This window comes from Streptomyces sp. RKAG290, assembly GCF_023701695.1.
Lineage (GTDB): Bacteria > Actinomycetota > Actinomycetes > Streptomycetales > Streptomycetaceae > Streptomyces.
Genome location: NZ_JAJOZC010000001.1, coordinates 365,272 through 384,117, shown reverse-complemented (window position 1 = coordinate 384,117; position 18,846 = coordinate 365,272). Strand labels below are relative to the sequence as shown.

Sequence of the window (18,846 nt, the reverse complement as noted above, 5' to 3'; positions counted from 1 at the left end):
CGCGCGCCCACGGACGCCCGCCCACGGACGTCCCTCCGCGGCGATCGAAACGGGGAGTGGTCCCCGTTTGCTCGACCGACGATAACATCCGTACCGGGGAATACCGGGGAACACTCCCCGGTACGGAGCGAGAGGGAGACATGATGGGCGACCGTCCACCGGCCAGGCGCCGCGATGCGCTGCGCAACCGGAAGCTGCTGTCCGACAAGGCCCGCGAGGTCTTCGCCGAACAGGGCCTGGATGCCCCACTGGATGAAATCGCCCGGCGGGCAGGCGTCGGCAACGCCACCCTCTACCGCCATTTCCCGACCCGCGCCGCGCTCGTCGATGAGGTCTTCCGGGACGCACTCACCGAGACCACGGCGGCGGGAGAGCGGGCACGGACCGCCGAGGACGCATGGAGGGGACTGACGGAATACCTGCAGACGGTGTTCGTCGGTCTGGCCGCGGACCGCGGCACCAACGACCTCATGACCACGAACCTGGAAGGTGTCACTGCCCTGGAGGCGATCCACGCCCACAACCGCACAACCATCGACGGGTTGCTCCGGCGCGGTCAGGAACAGGGCACCGTTCGGGCGGACCTCACCACCGAGGACCTGCTCCTCATGCTGGCAGCGCTGGGCCGGGCTGTTCCCGCGCTCACTTCGATCACCTCGGATGCCTGGCTCCGCCCACTGACCCTGCTTATGGACGGTCTTCGCGCCCGCCCGGCCACGCCCCCGCTGCCCACACCGGCCCTCACTTCCGCCCAGCTCCACGAGGTGCTGCTGAACCTGGGTCCGCACAGGCGGCGTTGACCGGCTCCGGGGGAGCCGATGGGTCGCGCGTGGTCACTCCGTGCCGGCCCGTGCCGCGTGCGTACGGTGCCAGTACGAACGCGCGGCGACGGTCAGCGCGCCCCCGTAGACGGCGAACGCGCCCAAGCCGATCCAGGCGACCAGCAGCGCATCGCCCGAGGAGTGGAAGTCACCGCGCCGCATCGTCACCGCGCCGGACGTGGCCAGGGCCGCGTAACCGACGCCGAACAGCCCGTACGGAGCCAGGGTGGCGGCGCCGACCAAGGCAGGGCCCAGGGGGAGCCAGCGGGGGACGCGCCGGCCGCGCAGCAGCAGCGTCCAGCGTGGGAAGACCTGGCCCCACGGGCGGACCAGGCCCCACAGCAGGAAGACGCCGAGCGCCGCCAGCAGCACGGTGCCGTCCAGGCCCCAGGACTCCAGGGCGAGCCAGGCCCCTGACGCACCGTTGCGCTTGGAGATCGCGAGCATCTCCTCGCCGGACATCCCGGCGAAGGTGCCGCCGTACGCCCAGACGAGCTTCATCGCGGCGTACGGGAGAAAGGCGGCCGTCCCGGCCGAGGCGGCGAGCTGGACCGGCCGGGGGGCGGCCGAAGGGGCCCGCACGGCAACCGCGGTGGGCGAGTGGTGGAGGGACCGGGCAGTGGCCGCGAGAAGCGCGACCCCGGCCCCTGCCAGCGCGTGGTTCGCAGCGGCCACCCCGCTGTCCACCCCCTGACCGAACACCAGCGTGATGAGGTCCATCAGCAGACCGAACGCGGCGAGTCCGGCCGGCACGCAGCACACCCACAGCAGCACCCGCAACGCGGGCAGCGGTCCGTACCGCGCGACCGCACCACAGGCCAGGGCCGTCAGCGCCCCCAGACCCACGGCCCCCCAGGCCAACGCCGGAGGCCCGGACCTGCTGCCCAGGTAGAGCAGCGGCGTACCGCTGAGCGCGCAGGAGAGGCCGAAGCCGGCGTACACCACCGCCCACGCCGTCGTGGCCCGGGCAACCCGGTCCGGCCGGCCCTGCCACCACCTGCGCCAAGGCGCCCTTGTCGTTCCCGTCGCACCGACCATGCGCCGACTCTCGCACCGGCCGCCGCAGCGTGGCATCAGCTGCAGGAACGAGCCCTCTCCGCCGGGCGGGTGAGCACTCCCTACGCCCCGGGGACGTCCCATGCAGTCCTGCGGGACGTCTCATGCAGTCCTGCGTCGCAGCTGACCACGGGTGGGCCGCCGAGCTGAACCGTCATCAATGGACCTACAGACCAAGCTGGTTGGACAGGCAGGTATCGGCTCCCCGCGGGCCGGGCCTCAGAGAAGTACGGGAAGGGAGGTGAGACCGCGAACGAGGCGGGTCCGGCGCCACTCCAACCGCTCGGCCGGTGCGGCGAGCCGGATGTCGGGGAAGCGGGTCAGGATCGCGCGTAGGGCGATGTGCGCTTCGGCCTTCGCGAGCGGTGCGCCGATGCAGCGGTGGATGCCGTGGCCGAAGCTGAGGTGGCCGGTCGCGTCTCGGTCCAGGTCGAGCCGGTCCGGCGTCGGAAAGCGTTCCGGGTCGCGGTTGGCGGCTCCGAGTGCGACCAGCACGGGTACACCCGCCGGGATCTCGGTATCGCCCAGGGTGAGGGCTTCGGTGGAGAACCGGAAGGTCGAAGTGCTGACCGGTGCGTCGAAGCGGAGCAGTTCGTCCAGCGCCTGCGGGATGGTCTCCGGGTTGCTGCGCAGACGTGCCAGCTCGGCCGGGTGCCGCAGCAGGGCCAGGGCGGCGTTGCCGAGGAAGTGGGTGGTCGTCTCGTGGCCGGCGACGAGCAGCAGTACGGCAAGGGAGACCAGTTCGTCCTCGTCCAGACGGTCCTCGCCGTCGCGTGCGGCGATGAGGCGGTCCAGGAGTGAATCGCCCGGCCGGAGCCGCTTCGACGCGATGAGGCCGGTCATGTATGCAGCGACGGCGTACGAGGCGGCGTCGGTGCGCTCCGGCTCCCCGGCGGCGAACAAGTCGGCTGACCAGTGCCGAACCTGCGACCGGTCGTTCTCCGGAACACCCAGCAACTCGCAGATCACCATGACCGGCAGAGGAACGGTGAGGTCGGCGACGAGGTCGACCGGGCCGTCGGAGGGCCATCGGTCCAGCAGTTCGTCGGTCAACCGGATGAGGAAGGGGCGGAGCGCGGAGACGGCGCCGCTGGTGAACGCACCGTTGACCAGCTTGCGGAGCCGGGTGTGCTGGGGCGGGTCGCCTGCCAGCATGTTGTGCGCGACGGCGGGATGCAGTCGACGCTTCGATTCCTTGCCGGCGAAGAAGGCGGCGGTGTCCTTGGAGAGCCGAGGGTCGCTCAGAGCCTGCCGGGCTTCCGCATAGCCGGTGACCAGGTAACTGTGGCGTCCGCTCGACCCGGATGCCACAGCCTGCACGGGGCAGTCGGCGCGCATGGCCGCGTACGCGGCGTACGGGTCGCGGGCGGACCGGCTGTCCTTGGCGGGGTCGTTCATGGTCTCAGGCTCCAACCGTGTGTGGCAGGGCAGGCCATCATCGGCGACACGCGACACGCGACACGCGGCACGGCGGTTGCGGCGTGGTTCGCCGGCCGCGGATTGCGGGACGGTCCTTGGCCCGCCGGTGGGGAGTCCCCTGGCAGGATGGCGGCATGGAACGTGTGCTGGGAATCGGTGGGTACTTCATGCGGGCGGCAGACCCGGTGGCCCTGGGTGCGTGGTACCGCGACTGTCTGGGTCTGGATGCCGATGAGCACGGTCTGTGGCGTCAGGGAGCCGGGCCGACGGTGTTCGCGACGTTCGAGTCCGAGACCGACTACTTCGGGCCCCGCGCCCAGCAGACCATGCTCAACTTCCGGGTGCGCGACCTGGATGCGATGCTCGCGCAACTGCGCGCCGGCGGAGCGGTTGTGGCCGAAGAGACGCAGGACATGGAGGGCGTCGGCCGATTCGGCTGGGTCACCGATCCTGAAGGCAACCGGATCGAGCTGTGGCAGCCCGTCCGATCCTGAGCCGGCAGGGACTTTTCGGGGACTCAAGCTCTGTCGGGGGACTCGCGCGGGACGATCCGGATTGGGGACCGATGAGCCGCCCGTGACAGAGCTGGAAGCAGGGAAAGAGCAGTACCTGTTCAGGGCCGGTGCTCCGGTCGCCGTTCCGCTCTCATGCCGCTCCCGGCCCCCGCCGCCCCTTGTAGTTGATCTTCATGGTGTCCATGTCCGTGGTGGACGAGCGCAGTTCGCCGTGCCCGTAGCCACGCCCACGCAGGTAGGTCTCCGCCCGGTCCTCGGCGATCGCGGCCGCCATCTCCTCGCCGTCCGCGGCGTCGGACACCACCACGTACCGGAAGCTGAAGTGCTTGAGCACACGGTCGTAGGTGAGCGACCCCTCCTCGCTGAACTGCATGGCCGCCAGGCCGTGCTCCTCCACCTCGGCCAGCAGCCGCTCGCGCGCCGCGTCCGTCAGTCCGTCCCAGGTGCCGCGCACGATCACCCGGTAGGTGTGCTGCGTGCTCATCGTCTTTCCACCGTCTCCGTTGCGTCCCGCAAACCGTCTGAGGGGCAAGCCTACGGTCGGGCGGGCACGGCGCCACCGGATTATTCGGCCCGCTCGCACACCTTGCGACCTGGCATGACGGCCCGGCGGCAGGAGCCCCGCGCCCCGTGGAGTCCCGGGCGCGAGGTTCGGCGGCCGGTGCCTTTGCCGAAGTCTGACGGCTGGGCCCCTGGCCCGGGCGGCCGCCAGCGTGTTCCATGGTCATCGGGGGGCGCCCGGACCTGCGGCGGCCCGCGCGAGGAGCGAGGTTGCCTTGGCCACCACCGTACGACGTGCCGTACTGACCCTGCCCGCCGCGGCGACGGGACCGGAGAATCCGCTGCCCGCGCTGCGGCCCCTCGACGAGATGCATGTCGTCGACGACCGTGACCGGGCCGGCCTGCCCCGCGACATGGCCCGGCAGATAGGCCACGAACCCCTGGCCACCGTCCTTCCCGTGCGCATCCTCGACGGCTACGCCCGCGAGCGCACCCCCACGGACCTCGACGCGATCGTGATCGAGAACGACCGGCTCCGCGCAACCGTGCTGCCCGGGTTCGGCGGCCGCATCCACTCCCTCCTCCACAAGCCGACCGGGCGCGATCTCGTCTACGCCAACCCCGTACTGCAGCCCGCCGACTTCGCGCTCAACGGCGCCTGGTTCTCCGGCGGCATCGAGTGGAACATCGGCGCGACGGGCCACACCACACTGTCCTGCGCCCCGGTGCACGCCGCCCGGGTCCGCGCGCCCGACGGCGGGGAGATGGTCCGGCTCTGGGAGTGGGAGAGGCTGCGCGACCTGCCGTTCCAGGTCGACCTCTGGCTGCCCGACGACTCCGACTTCCTCCACGTCGGGGTACGCATCCGCAATCCGCACGAGCACTCCGTCCCCGTCTACTGGTGGTCCAACATCGCCGTACCCGAGGGTGAGCACACCCGGGTGCTGGCCCCCGCCGACGAGGCCTGGCACTTCGGCTACGAGCGGACACTGACCCGCGTCCCGGTGCCGGAGAGCGGTTCGGTCGACCGCACGTACCCGCTGCGCAGCGACTTCCCCGCCGACTACTTCTACGAGGTCCCCGACGATGCCCGCCGCTGGATCGCCTCCCTCGACGAGAGCGGCCACGGACTCGTCCAGACCTCCACCGACCTGCTGCGCGGCCGCAAGCTCTTCCTCTGGGGCAGCGGACCCGGCGGCCGCCGCTGGCAGGAATGGCTCACCGAGCCCGGCACCGCCGGCTACGCCGAGATCCAGGCCGGACTCGCCCGCACCCAGCTGGAACACGTACCGCTGCAGCCGGGCGGTGAGTTCAGCTGGCTGGAGTCGTACGGGCCGCTGTCCGCGGACCCCGCCACCGTGCACGGCGACGACTGGTCCGAGGCCCGCGCGGAGGCCGAGCGGCGGCTGGCCGCAGCCCTGCCGCGCGCCGATGTGGACGCTGCTTACGAGGCCTGGCGCGGCTGCGCCGACACCGAACCGGGTGAGGTGCTCGCCACCGGGTCCGGCTGGGGCGCGCTCGAGGTGCGGCGGGCCGGACACAAACTGCCCGGCACTCCCTTCGCCGAGTCCACACTCGGTGAACAGCAGGCGCCCTGGGTGGAGTTGCTGGAGCAGGGAGCATTCCCCGAGCCGCGCCGGGTGGCGCCGCCCGGACCCTCCCTGGTCTCCCCGCACTGGCGCGACATGCTGGAGACGGCCCCCGCCGAACCGCTCACCGAATACCACCTCGGCGTCGCCCAGTGGCACGCGGGCGACCGTGCGCAGGCGGTCCGCAGCTGGGAGCGCGGGCTGGCCCTGGCGCCGTCCCGCTGGCCGCTGCTGCGCTGCCTCGCCGTCGCCGCCCAGGAGGGCGGGCAGCGCGACCGGGCCGCCGACCACTACGCGGAAGCCTTCGACGACCTCTGCGCCGAGCGCCGCGACGACGGTGAAACCTGGACGGCGGCCACCGCCGCCCTCGGCCGGGAGGCGATCGAGGCGCTGTTGGCGGCGGACCGGCCCGGACCGGCCCGCACGGTCTGGGCGGGGCTGCTCCCGGACGTCCGCGGCCGGGGACGCTTCCGCCTGCTGGAGGCCCGCCTGCTGCTCGCGGAGGGTGACCGCGCGGCCGCCCGTGCACTGTTCGACCAGGGCTTCGAGGTCGCCGATCTGCGGGAGGGTGCGGAGGTCCTGGACGAGGTGTGGGCCGAGCTCACGGACGAGCCACTGCCGGACATCTACAACTACCGCATGCGACCGCGCGCCTGACGACTGATCAGGTCACTGCGTTGCGGTCGACGTACTCGAAGACCGAGCCGTCCGGGTGGACGGCGATCAGATTGCGGCCGACGGGGGTCGGGACGGGGCCCGCGATGATCCGGGCGCCCACCCGGTCCAGCGAGGCATAGGCCTCGTCGACGTCCTTTACCGCGATCGTCGCCGTCACCTTCCGCAGGATCTCCAGCTCGGACTCGGGGCCGCTCATCAGCAGGAAGCAGCTGATGGCGGCTACGGACACCCCGCCGCGCTCGAACCGCAGCGCCGAACTGCCCGTGAGGTCCTCGTAGAAGGCCACCGCGGCCTCCAGGTCGTCGACGCAGATACGCAGCGTGGTTCCCAGGATATCCATGCCGAACAGGGTAGTTGGCCGGTCAGCGGCGTGTGATCGATTCGGCCGGGGGAGGTGCCCCGGGCGCCTGGGCGCCCGGGGACCGGTGTGCTTCAGGCGCGGCAGAGCAGCTCGCCGTGCGGGACCATGAACCAGCCGTCGCCCTGCTCGCCCCAGGTGCGCCATGCCTCGGAGATCTCGGTCAGCTGCGCGGCGGTCGCGTGGCCGCCGTCAACCGCCAGCTTCGCGTAGCTCGAGCCGACGGTACGGTCCGCCCACAGGCCGCTCCACCAGGCCCGGCTCTCCGGGGTGGCGAAACACCAGGAGCCGGCCGTGGGTGTGATGTCGGTGAAGCCGGCCTGCCTGGCCCAGGAGAGCAGCCGGCGGCCCGCGTCCGGCTCGCCGCCGTTGGCGCGGGCCACCCGGCGGTACAGCTCCAGCCAGGCGTCCATGACCGGCGCCTCGGGGTACCAGGCCATGGCGGCGTAGTCGCTGTCGCGGGCCGCGACGACGCCACCGGGACGGCAGACCCGTCGCATCTCGCGCAGCGCCTGCACCGGGTCGCCGACGTGCTGGAGTACCTGGTGGGCGTGGACCACGTCGAAGGAGTCGTCGGGAAAGTCCAGGGCGTGCACATCGGCGGTGGCGAACTCGACGTTCTCCAGACCGCGTTCGGCTGCCGCCTCGGCCGCCTGGTCCAGGATCTCCCGCGTGGTGTCGACGGCCGTCACCCGGCCGGGGGCGACCAGCGCGGCCAGATCCGCGGTGATGGTGCCCGGACCGCAGCCGACGTCGAGCACGCTCATGCCCGCACGCAGTTCACCGAGGAGGTAGCCCGCGGAATTGGCGGCGGTGCGCCAGCGGTGCGAACGCAGCACCGACTCGTGGTGGCCGTGGGTGTAGACAGCGGTCTCCTTGGGCATGACCGTGCATCCTCTCTCGAAACGCGAACCGCCAAGCGCTGATCGGTAAGGCCACGGTACGCCCGGCTGCCGAATGATGAGATGGCCATCTTGCGATGTGGACGCGTGGCCGGTGCCGCGGGCACACGCCGAAGGGCGGCCGACTCGGCGTCGGCCGCCCCTCGTTCGCCCCGTGCGGGCCGCTCTCAGACCTGCATCGGGCAGTAGACCGTCAGGGCTTCGGGCAGTTTGTCGATCATCAGCTCGCGGTGGCTGTGCGCGACCTCTCCGTCGTACGCGTACGGCGTTCCGGGCTTCAGCCCCGCGATCCGTACCCGGTGGCGGCGGACGGCGGCATGCATGGGGGAACGCGTCAGCGGCCCCGCGACGGCGGCCGCCAGCAACCTCAGCCCCGGGGTCCGCCCACCGTGCACGACCCGTACGTCCAGCAGCCCGTCTGCGAGGTTGTGCCGGCGGCCGGGTGCCGGCCCCACCCGCTGGAACGTGCCGTTGCCGACGAACAGCAGCCACAGCGGCCTTCGCCGGCCCTGCAGTTCGGCCTCCAGCGGACGCGCGCCGCGCAGCGCCTCGAAGGCAGCCAGCACGCCGGCCGGCCAGCCCCCGATCCGCGGCGACCAGTGCTCGCGCGTCCGTACCAGCTTCGGGTAGACGCCCAGGCTGAAGGCGTTGAGGAAGTAGCCGTGGGCGCCTCCGGGCCCTTCGGGGCCCGGCCGGAACCGGCCCAGGTCCACCCGGACCGCGTCGCCCACGGCGAGCGCGGCACAGGCGTCCGCCACGGTCTCGATGCCCAGGTCGTAGGCGAAGTGGTTCAGCGTCCCGCCGGGGAACACGGCGAGCGGCAGACCGTGCACGGAGGCCACCGCAGCCGCCCGGTTGACCGTGCCGTCACCGCCGCAGACCCCCAGCGCCCGGCCCCGTCCCGCCGCCTTCTCCAGCTCGTCGGAGAGCTCCGCGGGGCGGCACTCCACCACCTCGGCGTTCGGCAGTGCGACCCGGACCAGGGAGGCCGTCGCCCTCGCTGTCCCGGACTCCTTGTTCACCACGACGACCAGGCCCTGCCCGTCCGGCAGAGCGGGCGCGTGCGCGGGCGGTCTGCCCGGTGCGGGCAGCTGACCACGGGTCGGCACGAGGCCGCGCAGGGCGAAGGCCGCGCCCATGCCCAGTGCCGCGCCGGCCAGCACGTCGCTCGGATAGTGGACGCCGGTGTAGACGCGGGAGGCGGCCACGGAGAGTGCGACGGGCGCGACGACCGCTCCCCAGCCCTTCGACTCGAGCGCCACCCCGGTGGCGAAGGCGGCAGCCGATGCGGCGTGCCCGGACGGGAAGGACGTGGTGATCGGCTGACGCTTGAGCTGCCGTATCACCGGCACCGCGTCCAGTATCGGCCGCTGCCTGCGGACCGCCCCCTTGCCGACGGTGTTGATCGCGGCCGAGGCCACCGCCAGCGAGGCGATCCCGCGCAGCGCGGCCCGCCGGGCCCGTGCGCTGCCGCCGAACGTGGCAATGCCCGCCGCGGCGCCGGCCCACAGCAGTCCGTGGTTGGCGCTGCGGCTGAGCCGGGGCAGTACGGGCTCGGCGGCCGGCCAGTGCCGCTGGGCCAGGTCCTGGAACAGGGCGACATCGCATCGGTGCAGCAGACTCCGCAGTCCGGCGGACTGCGGCCGGCGTGAGGGGTTGTTCGGTGACGACATGGGACAGCGAATACCCTGCCCGGCGGCGGTGAACCAGCAGGCGCGCCAGTGCGCCGCCGAGCTGACCCGGCCGCCTCGGCCACCCGGTGGCTCCGCACACCCGCCATTTTGTGTCATATCGGCACAAGTGGAACTTGTCTCCCGTGCGGCCGGGGTGCCGTACCTCACCCCGTCATTGCCCGGACAAGTGCGCCGCGCTTAGCCTGTGTTCGTGATGCCGGTCACTGACCGGAATGTCGAACGCGAGAGGGTGGTGCACGACCATGGGGCGACTTGTCCCTGCGGTGACCAGGGCGCTGGACGTACTCGAACTCTTCCTCCAGGGCGACGGTACGCTCTCCGCCCCCGAGGTGACCCGCAAGCTCCAGCTCCCGCGCACCACCGTCCATGAGCTGCTGACCACGCTGGCCGCCCGCTCGTACCTGGTCACGACCCCGGACCAGCCGGGCCGCTACCGCCTGGGCGTCCGCACCTACCAGCTGGGCAGCCGGTACGCCGAGCAGCTCGACCTCGCCGCCGAGGGGCAGCAGGTCGCCAGGCAGGTCGCCGAGACGTGCGGGGAGACCGTCCACGTGGCGATCCTGGAGGGGACCGACGTCATCTACATCGCCAAGGTGGACTCCACCCACGCGGTCCGGATGGTGTCGGCGGCAGGCCGCAAGCTGCCGGCCCACTGCACGTCCGTCGGCAAGATGCTCCTCGCGGCCCTGCCGGACCGGGAACTCGACGCCCGTCTCGACGGCCTCGAACTCACCGGCATGACGCCGAACAGCATCACCGACGAAGGGGAGCTGCGCACCGTGCTCGCCTCGGTCCGGGAGCGGGGCATCGCGGTGGAGCACCGGGAGTCCAACCCCGACGTGAGCTGTGTGGCCGCGCCCGTACGGGACCGGACCGGCCGGGTGGTCGCCGCGCTCTCGGTCTCCGTTCCCATGATCCGCTGGACCGAGGAGCGCGAACAGGAGCTGGCAGGTCTCGCGGCCGACGGTGCCGAGGCGCTCTCCGGCCGGCTCGGGCACCACCGGAGGGAGAAGTGAGCCGCCTGCGCCCCGACGTCGCGGTGCGTGAGCACGCCACCCTGGGGAGGGCCCGACCTGGGACCCGGCCGCCGGACGGCTGATCTGGGTCGACATCCTGGCCTCCCGCGTGCACACCTGGGACCCGGCCACCGGGCGGCGTACGGTCATGGCCACCGAACAGCACGTCGGAGCGGCCAAGCCGCGGGCCGGCGGCGGTCTCGTCGTGAACCTGCGCGACGGCATCGGTCTCTACGACGCCGACGGCGCCTTCCGCTGGCTGGTCCACGACGCCGAACCGGGACGCCGCGGAAACGACGCGGCCGTGGCGCCGGACGGCGCCCTGTGGGCGGGCACCATGCGCTACGCCGAGTCGGAGGTGGGCGGCAGCCTCACCCGGATCGCTCCCGACGGTACGGCCACCCGGGTGCTGCCGCTGGTGGCTTGCAGCAACGGCACCGGATGGAGCCCGGACGGCCGGCAGATGTACTACATCGACACGCCGACCCGCCGGATCGACGTCTTCGACGTCGACGGTGAACAGGTGGCGAACCGCCGCCGTTCGCCACCGTGGAGGAGGGAGCGGGCTTCCCCGACGGGCTCACGGTAGACGCGGAGGGGGCCGTCTGGGTGGCCCTGTGGGACGGCGGCGCGCTGCGCCGCTACACGGCCGACGGCACCCTGGACCGCACCGTCGAACTGCCGGTACGACGGCCGACGGCCTGTGCGTTCGGCGGCCGGGACCTGCGTGACCTGTACATCTCCACGGCCCGCATCGGCCTCGACGCCCCGCACCCGCTCTCCGGTTCGCTGCTGGTCATACCGGACGCGGGCCAGGGCATACCCGGCACGGCCTTCGCGGGCTGACAGGCGGGGGGCGCCGGGCGGTTCCGAGGCCACTGGGCGGTTGCTCAGTGGTTCCGAAGCCGCCTGGCGGGCCCGCGCCGCTGGGCAGGTGCGGAGTCCGCCGGGCGGGCCCGGGGTACGGGACCGCCCAGCGGTGGCTCACTGCGTCGGGAAGCGGCGCAGCTTGCCGGGCAGCCGGGAGCCCAGCGGCGACATGTTCCCGTCGGCGCCGTGCCGGGCCAGCAGATCCAGGACGAGCCGGCCGCGCCGGACCCGCTCGCGGGCCGTGTCCAGGGCGACATCACGCAGATGGGCGCCGTACGGGTAGATGCCGGGCGCCTTGGACAGCCCGAACTTCAGATAGAGCGGGGCGCCGCGTCGGATCAGCTCGGCCGCCTCGTACATCCGCACATAGCCGCCGAGGTCGTCCGGGGCCTCGATGTACAGGTCCATCGGAGCGGCCGACACCCGCCGGATCTCCGTGAAGTGAGCGAGCGTCAGGTCGGACGGGATGTTGACCGAGTCCGCGCCGAGCTGTTCGTAGACGGCGTACGACGCCGGGTTCACCGGGCCGATCAGGGCCGACACCTTGAACGTCGTGCCGGCGGGCAGCACGCCCTGCGCGCGGAGCCGGTGCAGCGTCCAGAGCACCCCTTCGTCGGCCACGAGCAGGCAGCTGACGCCCAGTTCGCAGGCCCGTACGGCGTCCTCGACACAGCCGGCCAGGGCGTCGTGGCCGCGGGCGCGCAGCCCGGCCCCGCCCGAGTCGGTCCGGAACGAGGCCCCGGTGTCCCAGCTGCCACGCGGGCCGGTGAACAGGCAGAGCTCGATGCCGCGTTCGGCGCACCCCTCGGCCATCTCGGTGATCTCGGCGTCGCTGAGCATCCAGATGCCGCTGCCCTGGCTGATCCGGTGGACGGGAACGTCGAGCCGCGCGCTCTCCTTCAGGACGACGGAGAGCGCCTCGGGCCCCTCCACCGACGGGATCTCGGTCCGCCAGGTGCCGCCGTCGGGGAAGGCGTGCGGGGAGGCGTCGGCCGGATCGGGGGCCGGGGCGCCGAGCCCGAGCCCGGTGAGCGCGGGTTCGCCGGGGCTCCGGACGCCGGGGCGGGATCCGGACGGGGCGGGGGAAGCGGAGGTCATGAGCGACCTTTCGTGTTCGGTGGGTCGGACGAGGTTCGAGTGAAGGGGGATGCGGGGTGCCGGCCGCCCGCCAGGGATCTGCGCGGCAGCCCTCAGGGACGCATCAGTACCTTTCCCGTCCCCGCGCCGCCGCCCCCGACCAGCGCCACCGCGTCCGCGAAGCGCTCCAGCGGGAACTCGTGGGTGATCAGCGCGGCCGGATCGATCAGCCCGGCGCCGAAGGCCCGTACCGCGTAGGACCAGGACGCCGAGGACGCGCCGAACACGCTGCGCACGGTGAGCTGGCTCAGCGACAGATGCACCGGGTCGATGCCGGTGGCCCCGGGGGCGAACATCCCGGTGAGCAGCACCCGGCCGCCGCGCCGCGCGAGCAGGCACGCGTCCGCGGCGGTGGGCGGGGCCCCCGCCGTCTCCACGACCAGGTCGTACCGGCCGCGCACCTCCGCGGCCTCCTCGGGCGTCAGCGCCTCGCTCGCCCCGAACGCCAGCGCCTGGGCCGCCCGGTCGTCCCGCGGGTCGATCACCGTCAGCTCCGCGGGCGACACCGCGGCCAGCAGCTGCACCGCGAGCAGTCCGAGTGTCCCGGCACCCACCACCGCGATCCGTTCACCCGGTTCGGGCGCACCCGCCCGCACCGCGGCCGCGACCACGGCGGCGGGCTCCAGCAGCGCGGCGCCGCGCAGGTCCGCGTCGTCGGCCAGTGGGTGCAACAGCCGTGCGGGCACCACGACATGGTCGGCGAACGCCCCGGGCCGGGTGAACCCCGTCTCGTCGTACCCCGCCGAGCACAGCGAGGTCTCGCCGCTCCGGCACCGCTCACAGCTGCCGCAGGAGCGGAACCCCTCGGCGACGGTACGGCGGCCGGCCAGCGCCGGATCGACGCCCGTCCCCACGGCCTCGACCACTCCGGACCACTCGTGTCCCGGCACCACCGGGTAGCGCACGTAGTGCGGGTCGCGGTGTCCGTCGTACACCTCGCGGTCGCTCATGCAGATCCCGGCCGCGGCGACCCGGACCCGGACCTCGCCCGGACCCGGCTGCGGAACCGGGCCGGCGGTCAGCCGGTGCTCGCCCGGCCGGTCGATCGTGATCGCCCGGGAACGGGCGGGTTCGTCGCTCACTTGGGCTGCCTCTTCTCCCAGCCGTCGGCCCACAGGTCGAACCGTGCCTGCTGCTGCGGGAATTCGGCGGCGGCGTCCACATCGAGCTCGACGCCGAGGCCGGGAGCGTGGGAGAGCTCGAAGCAGCCGGTCGCGGGGTCGACCTCCGGGGCGCCGCGCACGACCTTCTTGATGTCGGCGTCCGCGAAGTCGTTGAAGTGTTCCAGGATCTTGAAGTTGGGAGTGCAGCCGGCGACCTGGAGGCTGGCCGCCGTCAGGACCGAGCCGCCCACGTTGTGCGGGGCGACCAGCGTGTAGTGGGTCTCGGCGGTCGCGGCGAGCTTCCGCGTCTCCAGGATGCCGCCGATGTGACCGACGTCCGGCTGGATGATGTCGGCGGCCTGCGACTCGAACAGCTCGCGGAACTCGATGCGGTCGTGGATGCGCTCACCGGTCGCGATCGGCACATCGACCTTGCCGGCCACCTTGGCGAGCGCCTTGAGGTTCTCCGGCGGCACCGGCTCCTCCAGCCAGGCCGGCCGGAACGGGGCCATCTCGTGCGCGATCCGTACCGCCGTCGAGGGGCTGAACCGGCCGTGCATCTCGAGCATCAGCTCGGTGTCGGGACCGATCGCGTCGCGGACCGCCTCGATCAGCGACACCGAGTACCGCGTCTCCTCCTGGCCCAGCTCGAAGTGCCCGGTCCCGAACGGGTCGATCTTCAGCGCCCGGTAGCCGCGCGCGACGACCGCCGATGCGGCCTTGTGATAGGCCTCCGGGGTGCGTTCGGTGGTGTACCAGCCGTTGGCGTACGCCTTGACCCGGTCGGTGACCTTGCCGCCGAGCAGCTGCCAGACCGGGACGCCGAGCGCCTTGCCCTTGATGTCCCAGCAGGCCATCTCGACGACCGCGATGCCGGACATCACGATCTCGCCGGCCCGCCCGTAGTCGCCGTACTTCATCCGGCGTACCAGGTCCTCCACGGCGAACGGGTCGGAACCGGCGATGTGGTTGGCCTCCGCCTCACGCAGATAGCCGATCAGCGCATCGGTGCGGCCGAGCATCCGGGTCTCGCCCACACCGGTGAGCCCCTCGTCGGTGTGCACCTGCACGTAGGTGAGGTTGCGCCAGGGCGTTCCGACCACATGTGTACTGATTCCGGTGATGCGCACGGGAGTTGCCTCTCGACTTGTTCGATATTTCGTCACTCGTTCGAAATCCTGGCGTGACCGTAATGACGCGGCGGGGCGAGTGTCAATGGTGCCGTCACAGCGGGTGCGTTTCCGGGACCGCCGGGCGCCCCGGCTCGGCCCGTGGTACGGCCCGCGGCGGCTTCGCGGTAGCGCAGGCGCCCCGCTCCATTCCCTCGTATAAAGGGGCGGACACGGCCTGGGCGACGGGCCGGGGGACCGAGCGGCGGCGAAGGAGGCCCGGATGGGCCGGGAGCGGACCGGGCGTCAGGGGCGCGGGCGGGCAGGACGCGGCGCACCCGGAGTCCGGGAGGACCGCGGGCCCGTACGGTACGGACCGCCCGCACCCGGCCCCGGTCTGCCGGTCCTGCCCGAACTTGCCGAGGTGCTGGCGGGGGCGGCCGGCAGCGGCGTACCCGAGCCGACCGGCGGCTCGGCCGCACTGCGCGAGGCGGCCTGCGCCTACTGGGACCGGCGCGGACTGCACTCCGGCCCCGAGCGCGTCGCCGCCGCCCCCGGCACCTCCGCGCTGCTGCTCGCCCTGATCGCCGCGCACGGCGGCGACGTGCTGATGCCGCGCCCCTGCCCCGCCGCCTGGATCCCGCAGGCCCGGCTGCTCGGCAGGCCCGCCTACCACGTGCCGACCCCCGCCGAGTGCGGCGGCGTACCCGATCCGTACGCGCTGCTGGAGACCGTGCGCCGGGTGCGCGCAGAGGGCGGCAGGCCGCGGCTGCTGCTGATCTCCGTCGTGGACGACCCCACCGCCACCGTCGCCCCGCCGGAACTCGTCCGCGAGGCCTGCGAGGCCGCCGTCGCCGAGGGGCTGCACATCGTCAGTGACGAGACCTGGCGCGACACCCTGCACCGGCCGCACGACACGGTGCTGCTCAGCCCGGCCGAGATGTGCCCCGACGACGTGACGGTGATCTCCGATCTGTCCGGTGCGCTGACCCCGTCCGCCTGGCCGGTGGCGGTCGCCCGGTTCCCCGACACCGGCCGGGCGGCGGTGCGCCACGCCCGTACGCTCGACATCCTCACCGCGCTGGGCGCCCTCGTCGCGGCACCGGTGGCGGCCGCCGCCGCCCATGCGCTGCGGGAGCCGGACGCCGTCACGGAGCGGGTGCGCCTGGCCGCCGCGCTGCAGGCCCAGGTCGCCGCCGCGGCCCACCGGGCGGTACTCGCCTCGGGCGCGCTCGCCAGGCCCCCGCAGGCGGGCCGCCACCTCTACGCGGACCTCGGGCCGCTCCGGTCCCGGCTCGCCGCCCGCGGCGTCACGGACTCGCTGGAACTGGAGGAGTACCTGACGGACCGGCTCGGCGCGCCGGTCCCGGGCGGTCACCGGTTCGGCGACGAACTGGGGGCGCTGCGCGTGCGGCTGGGCACCGGGTCACTGCTCGGGTCGACCCCCGAACAGCAGCTGGAGTCCCTCACCGCGCCGGAGCCCCTCGAATTGCCGCACGTCGCGGCAGCCCTGAGCATTTTCCGAGCAGCGCTCGACGAACTCCGCTGAGTACTCCGAGAGATCCGCCGACGCACTCCGGGACGGGAGCCCCTCGATGACGGAACAGACCGAGCGCTCCCTCGCCCAGGCCGCGCACCGCGTGACCTGCGGCGAGGTCGTGGCACCGCGCCCGCTCGGCGAGGTGCGGACCTGGCCGGCGAGTTTCGCCGACCGGCTCACCGCCCCCCTGCCCGGCGTGCTGGGCATGTCCCGGCTGGCCCGTGAGCACTCCATCCGGCCCAACGCGGAGGGAATGCGCGGCATCCACCGGCTGCCGTACGCCCCCGGGCCGCTGCCCGCCGCTCCCGCCGGAACCACCTCCGTCACCTGGGCCGGGCACGCCAGCTGGATCATCCGCACCGGCGGCCTGACCGTGCTCGCCGACCCCGTCTGGTCCCGCCGCATCCTCGGCACCCCGGCCAGGATCACCCCCGTCGGGGTCCGCTGGGAGGATCTGCCGGCCGTCGACGCCGTCGTCATCAGCCACAACCACTACGACCACCTCGACGCCCCCACCCTGCGCAGACTGCCCCGGCACACCCCGCTGTTCGTCCCCGCCGGCCTCGGCCAGTGGTGCCGCCGGCGGGGATTCGGCTGCGTCACCGAACTCGACTGGTGGGAATCGGCGGAGCTGGACGGCGTCCGCTTCGACTTCGTGCCCGCCCATCACTGGTCCAGGCGCACCCTCACCGACACCTGCCGCTCCCTGTGGGGCGGCTGGGTGATCGAGGACATCAAGGGACCCGGCCCGGGACAGCGGATCTACTTCGCGGGGGACTCCGGGTACGGCCACTGGTTCACCGAGATCGGCCGCCGCCACCCCGGCATCGACCTCGCCCTGTTGCCGATCGGGGCGTACGAACCGCGTTGGTGGCTCGGTGACGTGCACACCGACCCGGAGGAGGCCGTACGGGCGTACGAGGACCTCGGCGCCCACGCGATGGCGCCGATGCACTGGGCGACCTTCCTGCTCTCCGCCGAGCCCGTACTCGAACCGCTCGACCGGCTGCGCACCGCCTGGGAACGGGCCGGACACCCGCGCGAGCGGCTCTGGGACCTGCCGATCGGCGGCTCCCGGATGCTCGACACCACGAGCGAACCCCGGCCGGTCAGCGGCTGAACCCCGCCCGCAGCCGGCGCCACACCGCGGGCGCCCCGCTGATCAGCAGCGTCAGGCCGACCGCGGCGACGACGCCCTGCCACGGCTCGGGGAAGAGGGAGCCGCCCAGAATGCCGATCAGCTGATACGTGGCGGCCCACGCCAGACAGGCCGGCACATCGCCGTGGGCGAACCGCCGCATCGGCATCCGGCCCAGCAGACACGCCAGCATCACCGGGATCCGACCCGCCGGCACCAGCCGGGACAGCACCAGCACCATCGCGCCGTGCTCGTCCAGCTTCTGCTGCGCCTGCGCGAGCCGCTCCGGCGCCGCCCGGTCGCTGATCGCCCGCAGCCACTTGGAGCCGTTCTTCGACCGCACTCCGCGCTGCCCCAGCCAGTACAGGCATATGTCCCGAGGAACGCGGCGGACGACGCGGTCAGGAAGACCACCAGCATGGCGAACGGCGACGACTGATGGAACGCCACCACGGCCGCCGAGCTCACCAGCGCACCCGTCGGCACCACCGGCACCAGGGCGCCCAGCGCCACCAGCAGGAACAGGGACGGATAGCCGGCCGCCTGCTGCGTCGACTCCGGGGGCAGCTGTACCGTCTGCCCGAAGAACTCCAGGATCACCCGGCGGCCTCCGGCCGCACGTGCTCACCGTGCTCCAGCCGGTGCACGGCCACCTGAGGTGCCACCAGGGCAGCCCGGCGGACGAACTCGTCACCGGGCGAGTGGAACTCGTGGGGCCGGACCCCGTCCATGCCGATCGGCCAGTACGTGCCGTAGTGCACCGGCACGGCCGAGCGCGGTGCCAGCCGGACCAGCGCCTCGGCGGCGCGCCCCGCGTCGAGGTGGCTGTCACCGAGATACGGGCCCCAGCCGCCGACCGGCAGCAGGGCCACGTCCACCGGACCGACCGCCCGGGCCATGTCGTCGAACAGCCCGGTGTCCCCGGCGAAGTAGGTGCGCGCCTCGCCCTCCACGACGTAGCCGAGGGCGGGCGAGCGGTGCGGGCCCACCGGCAGGCGCCGGCCGTCGTGCAGCGCCGGAACGGCCCGGATCAGCACCTCGCCCACCCGGACCTCGTCGCCGGCCGCGACCTCGGTGATCCGCAGACCGCGCAGCCTGCGCAGCAGCCGCAGTCCCGGGACCGCCCGCACCGCCCCCAGCGGCACGATCAGCCGGCCGCCCGGGGCGATGCGGGCCAGCGACGGCAGATGCAGATGGTCGGAGTGCAGATGGGAGATGAGGACGACATCGGCGACGGCGGCCGACGGGCCGGGCAGCTCGCCGCGGCGGCGGCGCAGATGCGCGAAGCGGCGTACGAAGAGGGGGTCGGTCAGCACCCGGACCCCGGAGTCCTCGATCGTGCAGGTGGCATGACCCCACCAGGTGATCTCCACCGTCACGTGCCGCCTCCTGTCCGTCGT

At 73.0% G+C, this 18,846-nt stretch carries 16 protein-coding genes and 2 pseudogenes; 7 read left to right on the top strand and 11 right to left on the bottom strand.

Going from position 1 to position 18,846, the window contains the following annotated elements; translation table 11 throughout:
* Nucleotides 1–143 precede the first annotated feature (143 nt).
* Complete coding sequence (locus LNW71_RS01705; protein ID WP_250971855.1) at nucleotides 144–800, top strand: TetR/AcrR family transcriptional regulator; 657 nt, start codon at nucleotides 144–146, stop codon at nucleotides 798–800.
* Between the two features lie 33 nt (nucleotides 801–833).
* Here LNW71_RS01705 and LNW71_RS01700 read toward each other — a convergent pair whose 3' ends face one another.
* Together LNW71_RS01700 and LNW71_RS01695 are read right to left on the bottom strand one after the other, a co-directional pair.
* On the bottom strand, nucleotides 834–1,859 hold the full coding sequence (locus LNW71_RS01700; protein WP_250966584.1) for a hypothetical protein: 1,026 nt from the start codon (nucleotides 1,857–1,859) through the stop codon (nucleotides 834–836).
* 237 nt (nucleotides 1,860–2,096) lie between these two features.
* Entirely contained in the window at nucleotides 2,097–3,275 is a 1,179-nt protein-coding gene (locus LNW71_RS01695; protein WP_250966583.1) for a cytochrome P450, read from the bottom strand.
* 155 nt (nucleotides 3,276–3,430) lie between these two features.
* On the opposite strand from LNW71_RS01695, the gene LNW71_RS01690 reads away from it, so the two are divergent.
* On the top strand, nucleotides 3,431–3,790 hold the full coding sequence (locus tag LNW71_RS01690; protein WP_250966582.1) for a VOC family protein: 360 nt from the start codon (nucleotides 3,431–3,433) through the stop codon (nucleotides 3,788–3,790).
* Between the two features lie 151 nt (nucleotides 3,791–3,941).
* On the opposite strand, the gene LNW71_RS01685 is transcribed toward LNW71_RS01690, so the two are convergent.
* Entirely contained in the window at nucleotides 3,942–4,295 is a 354-nt protein-coding gene (locus tag LNW71_RS01685) for a DUF6204 family protein (RefSeq protein WP_250966581.1), read from the bottom strand.
* 292 nt (nucleotides 4,296–4,587) lie between these two features.
* On the opposite strand from LNW71_RS01685, the gene LNW71_RS01680 reads away from it, so the two are divergent.
* On the top strand, nucleotides 4,588–6,558 hold the full coding sequence (locus tag LNW71_RS01680) for a DUF5107 domain-containing protein (RefSeq protein WP_250966580.1): 1,971 nt from the start codon (nucleotides 4,588–4,590) through the stop codon (nucleotides 6,556–6,558).
* Between the two features lie 7 nt (nucleotides 6,559–6,565).
* On the opposite strand, the gene LNW71_RS01675 is transcribed toward LNW71_RS01680, so the two are convergent.
* The 3 genes from LNW71_RS01675 to LNW71_RS01665 all read right to left on the bottom strand — a co-directional run bounded on the left by LNW71_RS01675 (nucleotide 6,566) and on the right by LNW71_RS01665 (nucleotide 9,512).
* Nucleotides 6,566–6,919: a VOC family protein gene (locus tag LNW71_RS01675; protein WP_250966579.1), complete on the bottom strand. Its 354-nt coding sequence runs from the start codon at nucleotides 6,917–6,919 to the stop codon at nucleotides 6,566–6,568.
* Nucleotides 6,920–7,011: 92 nt separating this feature from the next.
* The gene (locus LNW71_RS01670; protein WP_250966578.1) at nucleotides 7,012–7,821 is read right to left on the bottom strand and encodes a methyltransferase domain-containing protein; all 810 of its coding nucleotides are present in this window, start codon (nucleotides 7,819–7,821) and stop codon (nucleotides 7,012–7,014) included.
* Between the two features lie 185 nt (nucleotides 7,822–8,006).
* The gene (locus LNW71_RS01665) at nucleotides 8,007–9,512 is read right to left on the bottom strand and encodes a bifunctional phosphatase PAP2/diacylglycerol kinase family protein (RefSeq protein WP_250966577.1); all 1,506 of its coding nucleotides are present in this window, start codon (nucleotides 9,510–9,512) and stop codon (nucleotides 8,007–8,009) included.
* A gap of 263 nt (nucleotides 9,513–9,775) precedes the next feature.
* Here LNW71_RS01665 and LNW71_RS01660 point away from each other — a divergent pair, with 263 nt between their 5' ends.
* Together LNW71_RS01660 and LNW71_RS01655 are read left to right on the top strand one after the other, a co-directional pair.
* A complete protein-coding gene (locus LNW71_RS01660) occupies nucleotides 9,776–10,549 on the top strand; it encodes an IclR family transcriptional regulator (RefSeq protein WP_250966576.1) in 774 nt (257 codons plus the stop codon).
* Nucleotides 10,550–10,554: 5 nt separating this feature from the next.
* Nucleotides 10,555–11,395 (top strand): annotated as a pseudogene (locus tag LNW71_RS01655) (SMP-30/gluconolactonase/LRE family protein).
* Between the two features lie 138 nt (nucleotides 11,396–11,533).
* Here the strand turns inward: LNW71_RS01655 and LNW71_RS01650 are convergent.
* The 3 genes from LNW71_RS01650 to LNW71_RS01640 all read right to left on the bottom strand — a co-directional run bounded on the left by LNW71_RS01650 (nucleotide 11,534) and on the right by LNW71_RS01640 (nucleotide 14,789).
* On the bottom strand, nucleotides 11,534–12,517 hold the full coding sequence (locus LNW71_RS01650) for a hypothetical protein (protein WP_250966575.1): 984 nt from the start codon (nucleotides 12,515–12,517) through the stop codon (nucleotides 11,534–11,536).
* 92 nt (nucleotides 12,518–12,609) lie between these two features.
* Nucleotides 12,610–13,638 (bottom strand): alcohol dehydrogenase catalytic domain-containing protein, encoded by a 1,029-nt coding sequence (locus LNW71_RS01645; protein WP_250966574.1) that lies wholly within the window; start codon nucleotides 13,636–13,638, stop codon nucleotides 12,610–12,612.
* Nucleotides 13,635–14,789, bottom strand: a complete 1,155-nt coding sequence (locus LNW71_RS01640; protein ID WP_250966573.1) for a mandelate racemase/muconate lactonizing enzyme family protein — start codon at nucleotides 14,787–14,789, stop codon at nucleotides 13,635–13,637. The genes LNW71_RS01645 and LNW71_RS01640 overlap by 4 nt, the downstream gene beginning before the upstream one ends.
* A gap of 262 nt (nucleotides 14,790–15,051) precedes the next feature.
* Here LNW71_RS01640 and LNW71_RS01635 point away from each other — a divergent pair, with 262 nt between their 5' ends.
* Nucleotides 15,052–16,317 carry an aminotransferase class I/II-fold pyridoxal phosphate-dependent enzyme gene (locus LNW71_RS01635; protein ID WP_250966572.1) on the top strand — a complete coding sequence of 422 codons (1,266 nt, stop codon included), beginning with the start codon at nucleotides 15,052–15,054 and terminating at the stop codon, nucleotides 16,315–16,317.
* Nucleotides 16,318–16,363: 46 nt separating this feature from the next.
* The gene (locus LNW71_RS01630; protein WP_250966571.1) at nucleotides 16,364–17,428 is read left to right on the top strand and encodes an MBL fold metallo-hydrolase; all 1,065 of its coding nucleotides are present in this window, start codon (nucleotides 16,364–16,366) and stop codon (nucleotides 17,426–17,428) included.
* Here LNW71_RS01630 and LNW71_RS01625 read toward each other — a convergent pair.
* Nucleotides 17,418–18,043: pseudogene (locus tag LNW71_RS01625) on the bottom strand (DedA family protein). The gene LNW71_RS01630 and the pseudogene LNW71_RS01625 overlap by 11 nt on opposite strands.
* Complete coding sequence (locus LNW71_RS01620) at nucleotides 18,043–18,825, bottom strand: MBL fold metallo-hydrolase (RefSeq protein ID WP_250966570.1); 783 nt, start codon at nucleotides 18,823–18,825, stop codon at nucleotides 18,043–18,045. Before LNW71_RS01620 ends, LNW71_RS01625 begins: the two are co-directional and overlap by 1 nt.
* Nucleotides 18,826–18,846: the final 21 nt, after the last annotated feature.

Bases quoted from the DNA above. Each gene is read 5' to 3' on its own strand.
- LNW71_RS01695 (WP_250966583.1), bottom strand. From the start codon at position 3,275: ATGAACGACCCCGCCAAGGACAGCCGGTCCGCCCGCGACCCGTACGCC.
- LNW71_RS01675 (WP_250966579.1), bottom strand. From the start codon at position 6,919: ATGGATATCCTGGGAACCACGCTGCGTATCTGCGTCGACGACCTGGAG.
- LNW71_RS01660 (WP_250966576.1), top strand. From the start codon at position 9,776: ATGGGGCGACTTGTCCCTGCGGTGACCAGGGCGCTGGACGTACTCGAA.
- LNW71_RS01685 (WP_250966581.1), bottom strand. From the start codon at position 4,295: ATGAGCACGCAGCACACCTACCGGGTGATCGTGCGCGGCACCTGGGAC.
- LNW71_RS01690 (WP_250966582.1), top strand. From the start codon at position 3,431: ATGGAACGTGTGCTGGGAATCGGTGGGTACTTCATGCGGGCGGCAGAC.
- LNW71_RS01665 (WP_250966577.1), bottom strand. From the start codon at position 9,512: ATGTCGTCACCGAACAACCCCTCACGCCGGCCGCAGTCCGCCGGACTG.
- LNW71_RS01700 (WP_250966584.1), bottom strand. From the start codon at position 1,859: ATGGTCGGTGCGACGGGAACGACAAGGGCGCCTTGGCGCAGGTGGTGG.
- LNW71_RS01630 (WP_250966571.1), top strand. From the start codon at position 16,364: ATGACGGAACAGACCGAGCGCTCCCTCGCCCAGGCCGCGCACCGCGTG.
- LNW71_RS01705 (WP_250971855.1), top strand. From the start codon at position 144: ATGGGCGACCGTCCACCGGCCAGGCGCCGCGATGCGCTGCGCAACCGG.
- LNW71_RS01635 (WP_250966572.1), top strand. From the start codon at position 15,052: ATGGGCCGGGAGCGGACCGGGCGTCAGGGGCGCGGGCGGGCAGGACGC.
- LNW71_RS01650 (WP_250966575.1), bottom strand. From the start codon at position 12,517: ATGACCTCCGCTTCCCCCGCCCCGTCCGGATCCCGCCCCGGCGTCCGG.
- LNW71_RS01670 (WP_250966578.1), bottom strand. From the start codon at position 7,821: ATGCCCAAGGAGACCGCTGTCTACACCCACGGCCACCACGAGTCGGTG.